Origin of the sequence: Streptomyces flavochromogenes (genome assembly GCF_000717595.1) — a bacterium.
GTDB lineage: Bacteria > Actinomycetota > Actinomycetes > Streptomycetales > Streptomycetaceae > Streptomyces > Streptomyces flavochromogenes.
Genome location: NZ_JNZO01000006.1, coordinates 88,107 through 102,857 on the forward strand (window position 1 = coordinate 88,107; position 14,751 = coordinate 102,857).

The following is a 14,751-nucleotide window of genomic DNA, read 5'->3' on the forward strand; positions in this document are numbered from 1 at the left end:
CCATGGATTCCCTGAACTCCCTCATCGACGGCTTCGGCACCGCCCTCACCCCGATGAACCTGCTGTGGGCCGCCGTCGGCGTGCTCCTCGGCACCGCCATCGGCGTCCTGCCCGGCATCGGCCCCGCCATGGCCGTGGCCCTGCTGCTCCCGGTGACGTACGGCCTCGAACCGACCGGCGCGTTCATCATGTTCGCCGGCATCTACTACGGCGCGATGTTCGGCGGCTCCACCACCTCGATCCTCCTCAACACCCCCGGGGAGAGCGCGGCCGTCGTCGCCGCCATCGAGGGCAACCCCATGGCCAAGACGGGCCGGGGCGCGCAGGCGCTCGCGGCGGCCGCCGTCGGTCACTTCGCCGGCGGCATGATCGGCACGATCCTGCTCGTCGTCCTCGCCCCGACGGTCGCCGCGCTCGCCGTCGACATCGGCGCCCCCGACTACCTCGCCCTGATGGTCCTCGCCTTCATCGCGGTGACCTCGGTCCTCGGCTCCTCCCGCATCCGCGGTCTCGCCTCCCTCCTCGTCGGCCTCACGATCGGTCTGGTCGGCCTCGACCAGATGACCGGGCAGCAGCGCCTCACCTTCGGTTCGCTCCAGCTCGCCGACGGCGTCGACGTCGTCATCGTCGCGGTCGGACTCTTCGCCATCGGCGAGGCCCTCTGGGTCGCGGCGCACCTGCGCCGCACGGCGGGGGAGGCCATCCCGGTCGGCCGTCCCTGGCTGGGCGGGGAGGATGTGAAGCGCACCTGGAAGTCCTGGCTGCGCGGCCCCCTCATCGGCTTCCCGTTCGGTGCGATCCCGGCCGGCGGCGCGGAGATACCGACCTTCCTGTCGTACGTGACGGAGAAGCGGCTCTCGAAGCACAAGGAGCAGTTCGGCAAGGGAGCCATCGAGGGCGTGGCCGGACCCGAGTCGGCGGCCTCGGCCTCGGCGGCCGGGACGCTCGTCTCGATGCTGACCCTCGGGCTGCCGACGACGGCCGTCGCCGCCGTGATGCTGGCCGCGTTCCAGCAGTACGGCATCCAGCCCGGCCCGCTGCTCTTCGAGCGCGAGCCCGACCTGGTGTGGGGGCTCATCGCCTCGCTGTTCGTCGGCATGGTGCTGCTGCTCGCGCTCAACCTGCCGCTCGCTCCCGTCTGGGCCAAGCTGCTGCGCATCCCGCGCCCGTACCTCTACGCCGGCATCCTCTTCTTCGCCGCCGTCGGCGCGTACGCGGTGGGCGGCGAGGCCCTCGACCTGGTCATCCTGCTGGTCATCGGCCTGATCGGACTCGGCATGCGGAGGTACGGACTCCCGGTCCTGCCGGCCGTCATCGGGGTCATCCTCGGCCCGGCCGCCGAACAGCAACTGCGCCGTGCCCTGCAGATCAGCGACGGTTCGGTGACGGGTCTGGTGAACACCCCGTTCTCGATCACCGTCTACGCGGTCGTCGTCCTCCTGCTCACCTGGCCGCTGCTCAGGAAGGTGGTCGTCCGGCGTCGTAACGTGTCGGCATGACACAGGACATCCGCCGCGCGACGAGCTCCGACGTCCCGAGGGTGAAGGCCGTGACCGACGCGGCCTATCACCACTACATCGACCGCATCGGTCTCGTACCGGCACCGATGGAGGCGGACCACGCGGCGGACGTCGCCGCGGGGAGGGTGTTCGTCGCCGGTGACCCGGTGGTCGGTCTGGTGGTCCTGAGGACCGAGGCCGACCACCTCTACCTGGACAACATCGCCGTCCACCCCGACGCCCAGGGCACGGGTCTGGGGCGACGGCTGCTGCGCTTCCTGGAGGACCGGGCGCGCGAGCTCGGTCTTCCCGAGGTCCGGCTGCTCACCAACGCGATGATGTGGGAGAACCAGAAGCTGTACGAGCGGTACGGCTATGAGGTCGTCGAGCGCCACGTGGACGGACCGTACGACCGTATTCACTACCGAAAGGCGCTCAACTCGCCCCCGATAGGGTGAGTTTCGGCCAGGCTGCGGCCGGATCCGGTATGCCTGGCGGGCAGTACCATCCCCCACCCCGAAGGGACCCCGCTCATGCGCGTCCGACTCGTCATCGCCACAGGCGTCCTGCTCGCCTCCGCCACCGTCGCCCCACTCGCCCACGCGGGCGGGGCCGACGGCCTCTCCGCAGGCCCCGCCCTCGACGGCCCCGCCCTGAACGGCCAGGCGCTCGACAGCGGCGTCGCCGACGACCTCTCCGTCTACGGATACGGAACCGTCGGCGACGACAGCACGGTGACGCTCTCCGGCATGTACCGCTGCCTCGACGACAGCGCCGGACCCGTCTTCGTCAGCTCCACCCTCGTCCAGGGGGACCGCTCCGCCGGGATCGGCGGCACCCAGGCCGTCTGCGACGGGCACCTCCACGAGTGGGTCAACACCTCCGTCGTGAAGGACCCCGCCTACCGGCCGGGCGCGGCCCGGGTACGCGCCACCCTGATGCAGCTCACGGCCGGCGAGACGGGCCTGCCGACGCCCGGCTTCCTCGCCGCCGAGGACGCGGCCGTCGAACTCCGCTGACGACGCCCCGGGCATACGGTCGCCGGTTCGGCGGCCGGCGGCCGGCCCCCGGGCCGGACCCCCGCTAGCGCAGCAGCTCGATCAGGCCCTCGCGCCCCAGGACCTCCAGCTCGTCGAGAGCCACCACGGCGCACGCTGCCGCCTCCGGATCGGAGGCGGTGAGTCCGCTCGCCGCGAACTCGTCCTCGTCGAGCCGCAGCACCTCGCTGCCGTCCGCCGACACCCACAGGTCCAGGTCCAGGTCCTCGATCACCACCCCGGAGCCGTCGATCACGGCCGGCCGGGTGATGTCGCAGTACCAGCCCTTGAGGGCGCCGTCCGCGGACCACACCTCCTTGACCGTGAACCAGCGGTCGCTCCAGTAGTGCTCCACGAAGACATCGCCCGGCTCGAACCGCACGAAGCCGAAGTCCCGTACCCCCTCGGCAGCCCACGGGGCACGCACCGAGAGCCGGGCGCCGTCCTCCGTGAGCACCTCCGCCGGGTAGCGGATCTTCGTCCGGCCCGCCTTCGTCAGGGTTACCTCAACCGATCGTCCGGACATGCCGCACCTCCCGCGCTCCGACCTCGTAACCGAACCACTTGTTGATCGCCAGCATCGGCTCGTTCCCCGTGTCGTTCCCGGTGAACGCCTCCGTGCAGCCCGCCGCCCGCGCCCGGTGCAGCGAGGCGTTCTTGGCGAGCTTCGCGAGCCCGCGCCCCCGGAACGCCGGCGCGGTGCCGGTCATCCCCGAGTTGTACCGGCCCAGACCGTCCGTCTGCGCCGCGCTGAACGCGGCCGGTACGCCGTCCACCACCGCGACCGTCGTCAACGCCCGGTCGAGGAGCGGGTGCTCCCAGGTGGTCGCCCTCCAGTGCGCGAAGTCGTCGATCTCCACCCCCACGTCCCCCGGCTCGTCGGCCGACGTCAGCGCGTCCAGCTCGAAGAGCGGCCGGGGATCGGCCGCGAAGTCCTCGGCGGTGAGCAGTTCGACACCGGCCGGCGGCGCCTGCAGCGGCGGCAGCTCGGCGGTGGTGAGGTCGAGCCGGAGGAAGTACGCGGAGCGGCTGGGGGAGTACCCCCGCCGCGCGGCCCAGGCGAGGTTCTCCGGTGCGTCCAGGGCCCAGCTGTACAGGGTCCGCGCCCCGCGCTCGGCCAGGTACTCCTCTGCGGCGCGCAGCAGCAGCGTCCCCGCGCCCTGTCCGAGGTGCGCGGGGTCCACGTACACGTTGGCATAGCCGATCCCGGGCTGCGGCGCCTCGTGCGCGATGCCGACCTGGGCGGTCCCGACGATCCCGCCGGCCTCGGTCACGGCGACGAGCGGGCGGTAGTGGCTGTCGGGATGGGCATGGGACCAGTCGAAGACGAGCTGCTCGGCGGTCGCGAGCATGTAGGGAAGCGTGGCTCGCCGGACGCGGGCGAAGCCCTCGGCGTCCTCGGCCCGCACGTCACGGACGATCACAGTCATGTTGTCGCACGCTACGGGCCGGGGGTGCGCCGCCGCCTCCCATTTTCCGGTGGGGTGGGGGCAGAATCGGCGGGGTGACACTCACCATCGCCGTGGACCACGCATCCACCACCGCTCCGTACGAACAACTGCGGGCCCAGATCTCGGAGCGGGCCCGGTCGGGCAGACTGCCGGTCGGATACAAGCTGCCGACGGTACGAGGCCTCGCGGAGCAGCTGGGCCTCGCCGCGAACACGGTCGCCAAGGCGTACAAGGCACTGGAGGCGGACGGGGTGATCGAGACGCGCGGACGTCACGGCACCTTCGTCGCCGCCGCGGGGGACGCGGCGACCCGCCGGGCCGCCACCGCCGCCGCCCAGTACGCCGAGGAGGCCCGCCGCCTCGGCCTCAGCCGCGAGGCGGCGGAGGCCGCGATGAACGAGGCCCTGCGCGCGGCCTACGACAGCTGACCCCGACGCGAAGGACCTACAGGTACAGGCCCGCCCCCGCCGTGCGGGGTTCCGGGAGTTCCGCCGGGGGCGTGCCGCGGCGCAGGGCGAACAGCTCCGCCAGCGTCGCGCCCTCGCGCGGCACGTCCTCCGAGCGCCCGAGCCACTCCACGGACTCGGCCCGGCTCAGCGGTCCCACCTCGATCCGGGCCAGGCAGCGGCCCGGCCGGACCACGGCCGGGTGGAGCCGCTCCAGGTCCTCGTTGGTGGTCACGCCGACGAGCACGTTGCGCCCCTGGCCGAGCAGACCGTCCGTCAGGTTGAGCAGCCGGGACAGGGCCTGACCCGCCGTGTGCTTCGCCTCGCCCCGGATCAGCTCGTCGCAGTCCTCCAGGAGCAGCAGCCTCCAGCGCCCCTTCGCCGTGCCCTCGTCCTCCCCGATGGCGATGTCCATCAGATAGCCGACGTCGTTGAAGAGCCGCTCCGGATCGAGGACGCAGTCCACCTGGCACCAGTCCCGCCACGACCGTGCCAGGGTGCGCAGCGCGGACGTCTTGCCGGTGCCGGGCGGGCCGTGCAGCAGCAGGAGGCGGCCCGAGATCGACTCGGGCGTCACCTTCATCAGCCGGTCCATCGACTCGGCCACCGGCGCCGAGTAGTTGGGCCGGACCTCGTCCCAGGTCCCGGCGCTGATCTGCCGGGTCGTCCGGTGCGGGCCGCGGCGCGGGGACACGTACCAGAACCCCATCGTCACGTTCTCCGGCTGGGGTTCCGGCTCGTCCTTCGCCCCGTCGGTCGCCTCCTTGAGGACCCGCTCGGCGAGGTCGGAGTCGGTGGCCGTGACGGTGACGTCGGCACCCCGGTTCCAGCGGGAGATCAGCAGCGTCCATCCCTCGCCCTCGGCGAGCACGGCGCTGCGGTCGTCGTCCTTCGCGGCCCGCAGCACGGTGGCGCCGACGGGAAGGAGGGTCGCCTCAGGCTTGACGCGGTCCACGGTGGTGCTGTGCGAGTGCGGCTGTTCCCCGGTCGCGAAGCGGCCGAGGAACAGCGCGTCCACCACGTCCGCGGGCGAGTCGCTGTCGTCGAGGGTGAGCCGGATCGGCAGCGACCGCTGCGGCTCGGACGGTACCGGTGGGGTGTCAGCCATGGGCCCATGATCGGGCAACCGGGCATTGCGTGCACCGGGTTTTGATCGGGACGATTCCTCTGACGCCCGGCTCCCGGAGCCGGACCTGGGGCTCAGATCCAGTGACCCCGCGCCGCGCCCCGGGCGCGCCGCGCGAGCGCGTACCCCTTCGTCATGACCCGGTCCGCCGCGAAGGTACGGGCGATCGCCCGCCCCTCCACGAGCCGGGTGAACTCCTCGACGCCGGTGGACCGGCGCACGGTCACCCGTTCCAGGGCGTACGGCCCCTGGCGACGTCTGGCCAGCGCGTTGCCGACGGCGAGCGCCTGGGTGAAGCCGGCCTCCCGGACGGTACGACGGACCCGGCGGCTGGAGTATCCGTAGGGGTACGCGAAGGAGGCCGGCGCCGTCCCGAGCTCCTCGCCGACGATCTCCCGGCAGCGCAGCGTCTCGAACCGGAGCCGTCCCGCGTCGAGCTGGTCCAGCTGGGGGTGGGTGTGGCTGTGCCCCCCGATCTCCGTGCCCGCGTCGGCGAGTTCCCGCACCTGCGCCCAGTCGAGCATGGTGTCGAGCGCGCCGCCCGTCTCGTGCCTGCCTCGCAGCCAGCCGGTGGAGACGAAGACGGTGCTCGCGAAGGAGTGCTTGGCGAGCACGGGGAGGGCGTGGCGGTGGACGCCCTCGTACCCGTCGTCGAAGGTGACGAGCAGGGGCCGGGCGGGCAGCGGGCCGCCGGTGCGCCAGGCGGCGGCGAGCGCGGCGGTGGTCAGCGGGGTGAACCCCCGCTCGGCGACCACGTCCATCTGCGCGGCGAAGGCCTCGGGGGTGACGGAGAGCCCGAGGGTCGCGGGGGCGGGGTCGGGGTCGACGGCGTGGTACATGAGGATGGGGACGGGCACGGCGGTGTTGTCGGTGTAGTCGGGGTTGTCGGTCACCGGGCCCCTCCCTCGGAGGCCACGGCCTCTGCCCGAAGCGCTTCGCCGGTTCCGGCGCCGGTAGAGGCATCGCCTCCGGCCCCGGCCGCGGTCGTCCCGGCGCCGTGACGCTCGATCGGCCCCCAGGAGAAAGTCGTTCCGCTCCTCCGGGCCCGCAGCGTCCCCAGCGCGTAGCCTCCGGCCGCGACCGTCACCCCGGTGACGATCGCCCCGGCGCGGCCCGCGCCCCCGGAGCGCCCGCGCAGTGCGTCGCGCATTCCTCGCAGGACTCCCGCGGGCAACACCCGTGTCGTGTAGCGCCGTTCGGACTCCAGGCCCTTCTGCGCGCCGACGCTGCGGGCGACGAGGGCCTTCGAGAGCCCCTCGGCGTAGACCCGGGTACGGAAGTAGCCGAAGCGCTCGCGGACGGCGGGCACCTTGTGGTGGATGACGGCCCGGTCGTCGATGAGCAGGATCGCCTCGGGCAGTGCCTTGGAGAGCCGGATGCACAGCTCGGTCTCCTCGCCGCCGAGGGGCCGCCGGTCGCCGTCCCGCCCGATGCCGGTGGCGAATCCGCCGGCCGCGTCGAAGGCCGTACGGCGGAAGGAGGCGTTGCCGCCGAGCACGTTGCGCACCCGTACGCGTCCCGGGGGCAGGCCCAGGTACGTACAGCCGACGACCCAGTCGAACTCCTCGGGGAACCAGGCCGGGCGGCGGCCGGAGGCCCAGGAGGGCAGCGTCCGGCCGCCGACGGCCATGACGCACGGATCGTCGTAGGCCGCCGAGAAGTGGTGGAGCCAGTCCCGCTCGGCGACGGCGTCGTCGTCGAGGAAGGCCACGAACTCGCCGCGGGCGGCGGCGATTCCGGTGTTGCGGCCGGCGGAGAGGCCGCGGGGGCCCGCGTTGGCGAGCACCCGCACCTCCTCGGTGAGCCGCTGTTCCGCGTACTCCTCGGTCAGCCGGGAGAGGAGCCGCTCGTTGTGGTCGACCACGAGCAGCGTCTCCAGGGCGGGCAGTGACTGCTTCCGTACGGAGTCGACGGCGGCGAGGATGTCCTCCCACCGTTCCTCCGTGTAGACGCAGATCACCACCGAGAAGCCAAGCGGGGACGTGCGGTCGTTCAAGACGCCTCTCCCCGGGGGACGTTGACCGAGAACGGGGCCGGCCGGCGGCGGGCGGCCTTGCTGACGGCCTTCTCCTTGAGGATGACCTTCAGGACCCGGATGCCGTCGCGTACGGCGTTGAGGTTGCTGACGCCGTGTATGCGGTTGTATTCGTGGCTCGGGACTTCCTGCACCTTGAGGCCGGCCGTGACGACCCTGATGTTGATGAGGGTCTCGATCTCGAAACCGGTGCAGTCGAGGGTGATCTTGTCGAGGCAGTGGCGCCAGAAGGCGTTGTAGCCGTAGCAGAGATCGGTGTACCGGGCGCCGAACTTGCGGTTGACGAGCGAGCAGAGGGCCCAGTTGCCCAGTCTGCGAATGGTCGTCATGTCGTCCGTGCCGCCGCCGTTGGCGAAACGGGAGCCCTTGGCGAAATCCGCACCGCCGACGAGGGCGGAGACGTACGAGACGATCTCCTGGCCGTCGGCCGAGCCGTCCGCGTCGACCATGACGATGATGTCGCCGGTGCAGGCCGCGAAGCCGCTGATCAGCGCGTCGCCCTTGCCCTTGCCGACCTGCTTGACCACCTTGACGTCCGGCCGCAGTTCACGGGCGACATCCACCGTGTTGTCCGTGGAATTTCCGTCGACGAGGACGACTTCGTGAATCCATTCCGGCAGTGTCTTGAACACGTACGGAAGATTTTCGGCTTCGTTCATCGCGGGAATGACAACACTCACCGGCGGAGTGATCGCCAGATGTGAGGTGATGGCCCGGTACTGGGCGGCTATTCGACTCGGCTCGGTCATTTCTTGGCCCGAGATGGATGGGCGCAGGAACGAGCTCATGGGTCTGGTTTTCCCTCTCGTCCGGTGGGCCGCCCACCCCTTGGGCGGTCCGATGGTGTGTCCGGTTCGAAAGGGGGGTTCTCGCCACCGCCCGCGCGGAAAGGATCTCCTTGCGAAATCGGCGAGTTGGCATGTCTGGCCGCGCGGTACCCGCGACTCGGCGCACGTTCGAACACCGAGCACGGCACCCCCCTACCGCGCCCCGCCCCGGGACCATCAGCGACGCTAGAGCCCTCCCCTGAGCCGCTTTGCGTGATGGATCGGTGCGGGTGAGATGTCGACGGTATTGATGAATGGGACTGTATGGCAAGTCCCTGATCTGTGGCCCGCTTTTCCGCAGTTTGGCGAAGCTTCGATGGTCACGTGTGCAACCGTCCCGATCGGATTCGGTCAATCCGGTTGCATGTGGGGGGCAGTGATGCGGGATCAGGCTTCTGTGCTTTGTTGTGCGAATGTGTCGCGTTCTCGTTCGATCATTGACCGGGACCGGAGCCTCCGCTTCCTGTCCCTCGTCGATCGTCCGCCTACGGTCCGTCGTCCATGGCCGGAACTCGACGGTCGCTGACGGAGGGTCGGGTGACGTTCACCCTCACTTTTGACATGAACACTTCCGGCGCGGCGGATCCGATGCTACTACCTGGTAGCGCAGAGATCCTGCTACAGGGAGGTTCCATGAGACTGTCCCGTTTTGCCGCCCTATCGTCCTCGCTCCTGCTCGGCGCCGTCCTCGCCCTCACCGGGGCGGGCGCCGCCCAGGCCGCCGAGACCGCCGCACTCGACTACGTGGCCCTTGGCGACTCGTACTCCTCCGGTGTCGGATCGGGGAGTTACGACAGCGCCAGCGGCGACTGCAAGCGCTCCACGAAGGCGTATCCGGTGCTGTGGAAGAACGCGAACGCCCCCTCCTCCTTCGCGTTCACCGCCTGCTCGGGCGCCCGAACGGGTGATGTGACCGCGAATCAGCTCGGTCCGCTCTCGTCCGCCACCGACCTGGTCTCCCTCACGATCGGGGGAAATGACGCCGGTTTCGCCGACGTCATGACGACCTGTGTGCTGCAGTCCGAAGCCACCTGCATCAGCCGTGTGAATCAGGCCAAGAGCTACGTCGACTCGACGCTGCCCGGCAAGCTCGACTCCGTGTACACCGCGATCAGGAACAAGGCGCCCGCCGCCCACGTGATCGTCCTCGGCTACCCGCGCTTCTACCAGCTGGGCGGCAGCTGCGTCGCGGGCCTGAGCGAGAACGAGCGCCGCGCCATCAACGGAGCCTCCGACTACCTCAACGCCGCCGTCGCCAAGCGCGCGGCCGACCACGGCTACACCTTCTCCAGCGTCGTCCCGGCGTTCACCGGACACGAGATCTGCTCCGGCTCCGCCTGGCTGCACAGCGTCAACTGGCTCAACATCGGGGAGTCCTACCACCCGACGGCCGCCGGCCAGTCCGGCGGTTACCTGCCCAGCTTCAGGAACGCGGTGTAACCGGACCGCCGCCCGCGCCGTCCGTGGCGCCGGGGCCGGCCGGAGCGGTGCTCGTGACACCGCCCGGCCCGGGCCCGGCGCCTCGCTCCTCGTCCCGGACCAGGTGATACGCCAGGGCTCCCGCGATGAGCAGCGCGCCGATCAGTCCGGCGAGCAGGACATGGGCGCGCCGGGGCGACTTCGCCCCGGGGGATTCCGGCGCCGAACTGACCCGCTCCGCGGGGGTGTTGTCGTGAGGACTCCCGTTCCGACGGCTCGGCTCGCCCTCCGCGGGAGCGGAGAGCGCTCCGGCGGGCGGTTCCGCCGGTGTCCGGCCCGGCTCCGCCCGGGCGGGCCGCGCCCCGCCCGTCGCCATCCGCCGCAGCTCCCGCTCGACCCGGTCCGCCGTCAGGAGGTGCTCCGGGTCCGCGTGCGACAGCCCCTCGACGAGAGCACGGAGCTCCCCGGCCCGGTCGTCCTTCGCGGGCAGCGGCGACGGCAGGGCCGACATCGTCGCTCCGAGGAGGCTCCCCAGGGCGCGCAGCTCCGCCGCCGGTCCCGGATCGTCCTCCGGAGCCGTACCGAAGCCGGTCACGACGACCCGTCCGTCGTTGGCGAGGAGGACGTGCTCCGGATCCACTTCCCGGTGCGGTACGCCCGCCTCCCGCGCCGCCCTCAGTCCGGCCAGGACCTCCGCCCCGACCCGGGCGGCCTCGCGCGGCGGCAGCGGCCCGGCCCCCTCCAGGGTCTCGGCGAGGCTGAGGCCCCGGACGAGCTCCATGACGACCCAGGGCCGGCCGTCCTCCGTGGCGACGCCGAGCACCCGCACGACTCCGGGATGGGAGATCCGGGCGGCGGCCCGGGCCTCGCGCTCGCGCCGCGCGTACAGAAGGGGCACCTCGTCCGCCGGAAGTCCGTCCGGGGCCCGTAGCTCCTTGAGGGCCACCTCGTGGCGGTCCGTCTCGTCCAGGGCGCGCCAGACGGTGCCCGTCGCCCCTTCGGCGAGCACGTCCAGAAGCCGGTAACGACCCGCGATCGCCGTCATGGATCCACGGTAGCCGAGGGGCGTCCTCCCGGCCCCGGTCCGTCGGGGGTGCGGTGCCCGGTCGGGGCGCCGCGCGATGGGAGCGATCTTGGTGGTGGAGATCACACCGGTCCGGGTGGGCGGGGACGCGGGTCCGGAGGGCAGGATGGTTCGTGACGGTTCGGCAGGTGTTCGAATCCTGTCCAACTCGCCCTGGAATCAGATGGATTCGGACGGTGACCGTCAACCCCCGTACGAGTGCCGTGAATCCCGCCGCCGGGATACACGGGTGTCACCGCGGGGCGATAGGGTTAACCTGCCCTGGGTCGGGTGCCCTTGTACGGGTGGGGAGTGACATGGAACAGATAGCAATGCGCAGCAGGCCGCGAGTGCCTGCCATCACCTGCGGGAGCAGCGCGACGAGTTCGCGGCTCGACCGTCATCTCGCGGTGCTCGGCGGTCCCGCCGTGCCCCAGCGGGAGGTGGCCGAGGCGACGCTGCTGATGCGTGAACTGACGTCGCGTACGCCCGAGGTTCCGGTGCACGGTCACCGCAGCCGCAGCGCACGGGTCTCGCTCTTCGCCCCGCTCCGCCGCCTGCGCCGCTCCCTCTTCGGAACGCGTCACTAGGAGCCGGGCGCTCCGGGCCGAGCAATCCCGAGGTTCCCGCCCGCTTCCGCCCGGTCGCCCGTACGACTCCGACTGCACGACTGCGACATCGCCGGACGTGTCCCCGCCCGTCCGGCGATCAGTCGTACCCGGCCGCGGGCCCGACCCCGTCGGCTGAGCCCGGCCCGCACGGCCTCAGGCGATCACCCCCGCCTTCCTCAGCTCCTTCACCTCCGCCTCCGGCACCCCGAGCTCGCCGAGCACCTCGTCCGTGTCCTGCCCGAGGGCCGGGATCCGGTCCATGCGCGGCTCCGGCCCGTCCGGGAACACGATCGGCGGCAGCAGCGAACGCAGGGCCCCGACCTGCGACTCGACCTCCCGCCAGCGGTCACGGGCCGTCAGCTGGGGATGGTCGGCGAGCTCCGCCACCGAGTTGAGGCGGGCGCAGGCGATGCCCGCCGCGTCGAGCCTGGCCAGCGCCTCGGGCGCCGCCAGCGGGGCCAGCGCCGCCGCGACCACCGCGTCCGTCGCCGCCCGGCCCGCCACCCGCGCCGTGTTCGTCGCGAAGTCCGGGGCGTCGGCGAGGTCGGGCCTGCCGAGGACCTGCTCGGCGAGCCGCCGCCACTCCCGGTCGTTCTGCACGGAGAGCAGCACCAGACCGCCGTCCGCCGTGGGATAGGCGTCGTACGGGGCGATCACCGCGTGCGCGAGCCCGGTTCGCGCCGGGGGCGTACCCCCATGCATGCCGTAATGCAACGGGTGCCCCATCCACTCGGCCAGCGAGTCGAGCAGCGAGACCTCCACCGGGCCGCCCCGGCCGGTCGTGCCACGCCGTACGAGCGCGGCGAGGACACCGGAGAAGGCGTACATCCCGGCGGCGATGTCGGCCGCCGGGATCCCGGACTTGACCGGCTGCTCCGGCGTCCCGGTCACCGACACGAGACCCGCCTCGCACTGGACGAGCATGTCGTACGCCCGCTTGTGCGCGTACGGCCCTTCCGCGCCGTACCCGGAGACGTCCACCGCGATCAGTCGCGGGTGTGCGGCGCACAGCGCGGCGGTGTCGAGACCGAGCCGGGCCGCCGCCCCCTGGGCGAGGTTCTGCACGAAGACGTCCGCGTCGCCCACCATCCGCCGGACGAGGGCGAGACCGCGCGGGTCCTTGAGGTCGACCGCCACGGACTCCTTGCCCCGGTTGCACCACACGAAGTGGGAGGCGAGGCCCCGCGCGGCCGTGTCGTACCCCCGGGCGAAGTCCCCGCCGTCGGGGCGCTCGATCTTGACGACGCGGGCGCCGAGGTCGGCGAGCTGCCGGGTGGCGAAGGGGGCGGCGACGGCCTGCTCGACGGCGACGACGGTGATGCCTTCGAGGGGGAGTGGCTGAGTGCTCATGAAAGCCCTGCCTACCCTGCGGGGCCGGTCCTTGTCACCAGGGGACATGTCACCCCCGGCGTGGGGAGGGGCGTCAGCCGCGGGTGTAGCGGCGGACCGCGAGCGGGGCGAAGAGGGCGATCAGGCCGAGCGACCAGAGCAGCGCCCCGGCGACCGGGTGGGCCACCGGCCAGGCCGCGTCCGCCGGGACGGGCGCGTTGCCGAAGAGGAGCCGTACCGCCGTGGTGACCGCCGAGATCGGGTTCCACTCGGCGACCGCGCGCAGCCAGCCCGGCATGTTGTCGGTCGGGATGTACGCGTTGGAGAGCAGCGGCAGCATGAACGTGGCGCTGCCGAGCTGGCCCGCCGCCTCCTCGCTCTTCGAGGCGAGGCCGAGCAGGATGCCCACCCAGGTCGTCGCGAAGCGGAAGAGCAGCAGCAGGCCGAAGGCGGCCAGGGCCTCCGGCGCCGTCCCCTCGATCCGCCAGCCCATCGCGAGCCCCACCAGGACGAGCGGCACGGTGCCGACGGCGCCGGCCACGAGGTCGGCGAGCGCCTGCCCGAGCGGGACGGCGGAGCGACTCACGGGCATGGTCCTGAAGCGGTCCATGACGCCTCGGTGGGAGTCCTGGGCGGCCTGGAACATGCCGGTCATCAGGCCCCCGGCCGCCGTCGCGACGAGCAGGCCCGGCACCAGGTGGGACCGGTACTCGGCGCCCGGCATGGCGAGCGCGCTGCCGAACACGTACCCGAAGAACAGCAGGAACACGATCGGCATCGTCTGTGTCATCACGGTGATCGCGGGCGCGTGCCGGATGCGCAGGAGATGACGCCCGAGGACGGCCGTTCCGTCGTGGACGAGAGCGGTGCTCACGGGACGCGTTCCCTGCTCCGGGACGAGAGCGGTGCTCATGCGACGAGTTCCTTCCGGTCGGTGAGGCGCAGGAACACCTCGTCGAGGGTGGGCGGGCGCAGCGAGGCGTCGACGACGAGGACCCCGGCCGCGTCGACCTCGCGGACGATCCGGGGCAGGGTGAGCGTGCTGTCCGTGGTCACCGCGCCGACCGTGCGGCGCTCGGCGTCCAGGACAGGGGCCGAACCGGTCAGCCGGTCGAGGACGGCCGCGGCCGCTTCGAGGGCCGAGGGTTCGGCGACCACGACCTCGGCGTAGCTGCCGACGAGCGCCTTGAGCTCGGCCGGCGTGCCGCGCTGGGCCGCGCGGCCCTCGTCGATCAGGACGATGTCGTCGGCGAGCTGGTCGGCCTCCTCCAGGTATTGCGTGGTCAGCAGCACCGTGGTGCCCCGGGACGCCAACCCCCGTACGGCGTCCCAGATCCCGTTCCGGCTGTGCGGGTCGAGCCCGGTCGTCGGTTCGTCGAGGAAGAGGACCCGCGGCGGTACGAGCAGGCTCGCGGCCAGGTCGAGCCGCCGCCGGATGCCGCCGGAGTAGGTGCGGGCGGGGCGCCCGGCGGCCGCCGCGAGACCGAACTGCTCCAGGAGTTCGTCGGCGCGGGCGCGCGGGGCGCGCAGCAGCCGTGCGAAGAGCCGCAGGTTCTCGGCGCCGGTCAGGTCCCCGTCGACGGAGGCGTACTGCCCGGTGACCGCGATCCGCTTCCGTACCCCCGCCGGGTCGCGTACCACGTCGTGGCCGGCCACGAGCGCGCTGCCGGCGTCGGGCTTCACCAGGGTCGTCAGGACACGGACGGCGGTGGTCTTGCCGGCGCCGTTGGGGCCGAGCACGCCGCAGACCGAACCCTCGGGGACGGCGAGGTCGAGGCCGCGGAGGGCGTGGACATCGCCGTATCGCTTCTGCAGACCCTCACTAAGTACAGCGTACGTAGTCGTCATGGCGCGACCATACCGCACTACGTACGGTGTACGTAACTACGATGGGGGGGCGAGGTGATG

General features: G+C 72.0%; 16 protein-coding genes. 6 read left to right on the forward strand and 10 right to left on the reverse strand.

Annotated elements, in window-relative coordinates:
- The first annotated feature begins 2 nt into the window (after positions 1-2).
- From IF00_RS0108105 to IF00_RS0108115, 3 genes are all read left to right on the forward strand, one after another.
- On the forward strand, positions 3-1,499 hold the full coding sequence (locus IF00_RS0108105) for a tripartite tricarboxylate transporter permease (RefSeq protein ID WP_030315777.1): 1,497 nt from the start codon (positions 3-5) through the stop codon (positions 1,497-1,499).
- On the forward strand, positions 1,496-1,957 hold the full coding sequence (locus IF00_RS0108110) for a GNAT family N-acetyltransferase (protein ID WP_030315778.1): 462 nt from the start codon (positions 1,496-1,498) through the stop codon (positions 1,955-1,957). Before IF00_RS0108105 ends, IF00_RS0108110 begins: the two co-directional genes overlap by 4 nt.
- A gap of 75 nt (positions 1,958-2,032) precedes the next feature.
- Complete coding sequence (locus IF00_RS0108115) at positions 2,033-2,518, forward strand: DUF6299 family protein (protein WP_030315781.1); 486 nt, start codon at positions 2,033-2,035, stop codon at positions 2,516-2,518.
- A 64-nt stretch (positions 2,519-2,582) separates the two neighbouring features.
- Here the strand turns inward: IF00_RS0108115 and IF00_RS0108120 are convergent, their stop codons facing one another.
- Both IF00_RS0108120 and IF00_RS0108125 read right to left on the reverse strand, forming a co-directional pair.
- Positions 2,583-3,062 carry a ribonuclease FAU-1 family protein gene (locus IF00_RS0108120; RefSeq protein ID WP_030315782.1) on the reverse strand — a complete coding sequence of 160 codons (480 nt, stop codon included), beginning with the start codon at positions 3,060-3,062 and terminating at the stop codon, positions 2,583-2,585.
- Complete coding sequence (locus IF00_RS0108125) at positions 3,043-3,966, reverse strand: GNAT family N-acetyltransferase (RefSeq protein ID WP_030315783.1); 924 nt, start codon at positions 3,964-3,966, stop codon at positions 3,043-3,045. The genes IF00_RS0108120 and IF00_RS0108125 overlap by 20 nt, the downstream gene beginning before the upstream one ends.
- 74 nt (positions 3,967-4,040) lie before the next feature.
- Here IF00_RS0108125 and IF00_RS0108130 point away from each other — a divergent pair, with 74 nt between their 5' ends.
- Positions 4,041-4,415, forward strand: coding sequence for a GntR family transcriptional regulator (locus IF00_RS0108130; RefSeq protein ID WP_030315784.1), 375 nt, complete (start codon positions 4,041-4,043; stop codon positions 4,413-4,415).
- A gap of 16 nt (positions 4,416-4,431) precedes the next feature.
- On the opposite strand, the gene IF00_RS0108135 is transcribed toward IF00_RS0108130, so the two are convergent.
- The 4 genes from IF00_RS0108135 to IF00_RS0108150 form a co-directional block, all read right to left on the reverse strand.
- Positions 4,432-5,541: a DUF5925 domain-containing protein gene (locus IF00_RS0108135; RefSeq protein ID WP_030315785.1), complete on the reverse strand. Its 1,110-nt coding sequence runs from the start codon at positions 5,539-5,541 to the stop codon at positions 4,432-4,434.
- A gap of 92 nt (positions 5,542-5,633) precedes the next feature.
- Positions 5,634-6,398, reverse strand: coding sequence for a polysaccharide deacetylase family protein (locus IF00_RS0108140; RefSeq protein WP_030315787.1), 765 nt, complete (start codon positions 6,396-6,398; stop codon positions 5,634-5,636).
- A gap of 50 nt (positions 6,399-6,448) precedes the next feature.
- Entirely contained in the window at positions 6,449-7,555 is a 1,107-nt protein-coding gene (locus IF00_RS0108145) for a glycosyltransferase family 2 protein (protein WP_245234459.1), read from the reverse strand.
- Entirely contained in the window at positions 7,552-8,382 is an 831-nt protein-coding gene (locus tag IF00_RS0108150; RefSeq protein ID WP_030315791.1) for a glycosyltransferase family 2 protein, read from the reverse strand. The genes IF00_RS0108145 and IF00_RS0108150 overlap by 4 nt, the downstream gene beginning before the upstream one ends.
- A gap of 672 nt (positions 8,383-9,054) precedes the next feature.
- Between IF00_RS0108150 and IF00_RS0108155 the strand changes: the two genes are divergently transcribed.
- Positions 9,055-9,861, forward strand: coding sequence for an SGNH/GDSL hydrolase family protein (locus IF00_RS0108155; protein ID WP_030315793.1), 807 nt, complete (start codon positions 9,055-9,057; stop codon positions 9,859-9,861).
- Here the strand turns inward: IF00_RS0108155 and IF00_RS0108160 are convergent.
- Positions 9,845-10,885, reverse strand: coding sequence for a serine/threonine-protein kinase (locus tag IF00_RS0108160; protein WP_030315795.1), 1,041 nt, complete (start codon positions 10,883-10,885; stop codon positions 9,845-9,847). The two genes, IF00_RS0108155 and IF00_RS0108160, sit on opposite strands and share 17 nt — an antisense overlap.
- Positions 10,886-11,220: 335 nt before the next feature.
- Between IF00_RS0108160 and IF00_RS0108165 the strand changes: the two genes are divergently transcribed.
- Positions 11,221-11,493: a hypothetical protein gene (locus IF00_RS0108165; RefSeq protein ID WP_030315798.1), complete on the forward strand. Its 273-nt coding sequence runs from the start codon at positions 11,221-11,223 to the stop codon at positions 11,491-11,493.
- A gap of 174 nt (positions 11,494-11,667) precedes the next feature.
- Here the strand turns inward: IF00_RS0108165 and IF00_RS0108170 are convergent, their stop codons facing one another.
- The 3 genes from IF00_RS0108170 to IF00_RS0108180 all read right to left on the reverse strand — a co-directional run bounded on the left by IF00_RS0108170 (position 11,668) and on the right by IF00_RS0108180 (position 14,691).
- Entirely contained in the window at positions 11,668-12,864 is a 1,197-nt protein-coding gene (locus IF00_RS0108170) for a CaiB/BaiF CoA transferase family protein (protein ID WP_030315800.1), read from the reverse strand.
- A 73-nt stretch (positions 12,865-12,937) separates the two neighbouring features.
- Positions 12,938-13,756 carry an ABC transporter permease gene (locus IF00_RS0108175; RefSeq protein WP_051819991.1) on the reverse strand — a complete coding sequence of 273 codons (819 nt, stop codon included), beginning with the start codon at positions 13,754-13,756 and terminating at the stop codon, positions 12,938-12,940.
- Complete coding sequence (locus IF00_RS0108180; protein ID WP_030315805.1) at positions 13,753-14,691, reverse strand: daunorubicin resistance protein DrrA family ABC transporter ATP-binding protein; 939 nt, start codon at positions 14,689-14,691, stop codon at positions 13,753-13,755. Before IF00_RS0108180 ends, IF00_RS0108175 begins: the two co-directional genes overlap by 4 nt.
- Between the last annotated feature and the right edge of the window lie 60 nt (positions 14,692-14,751).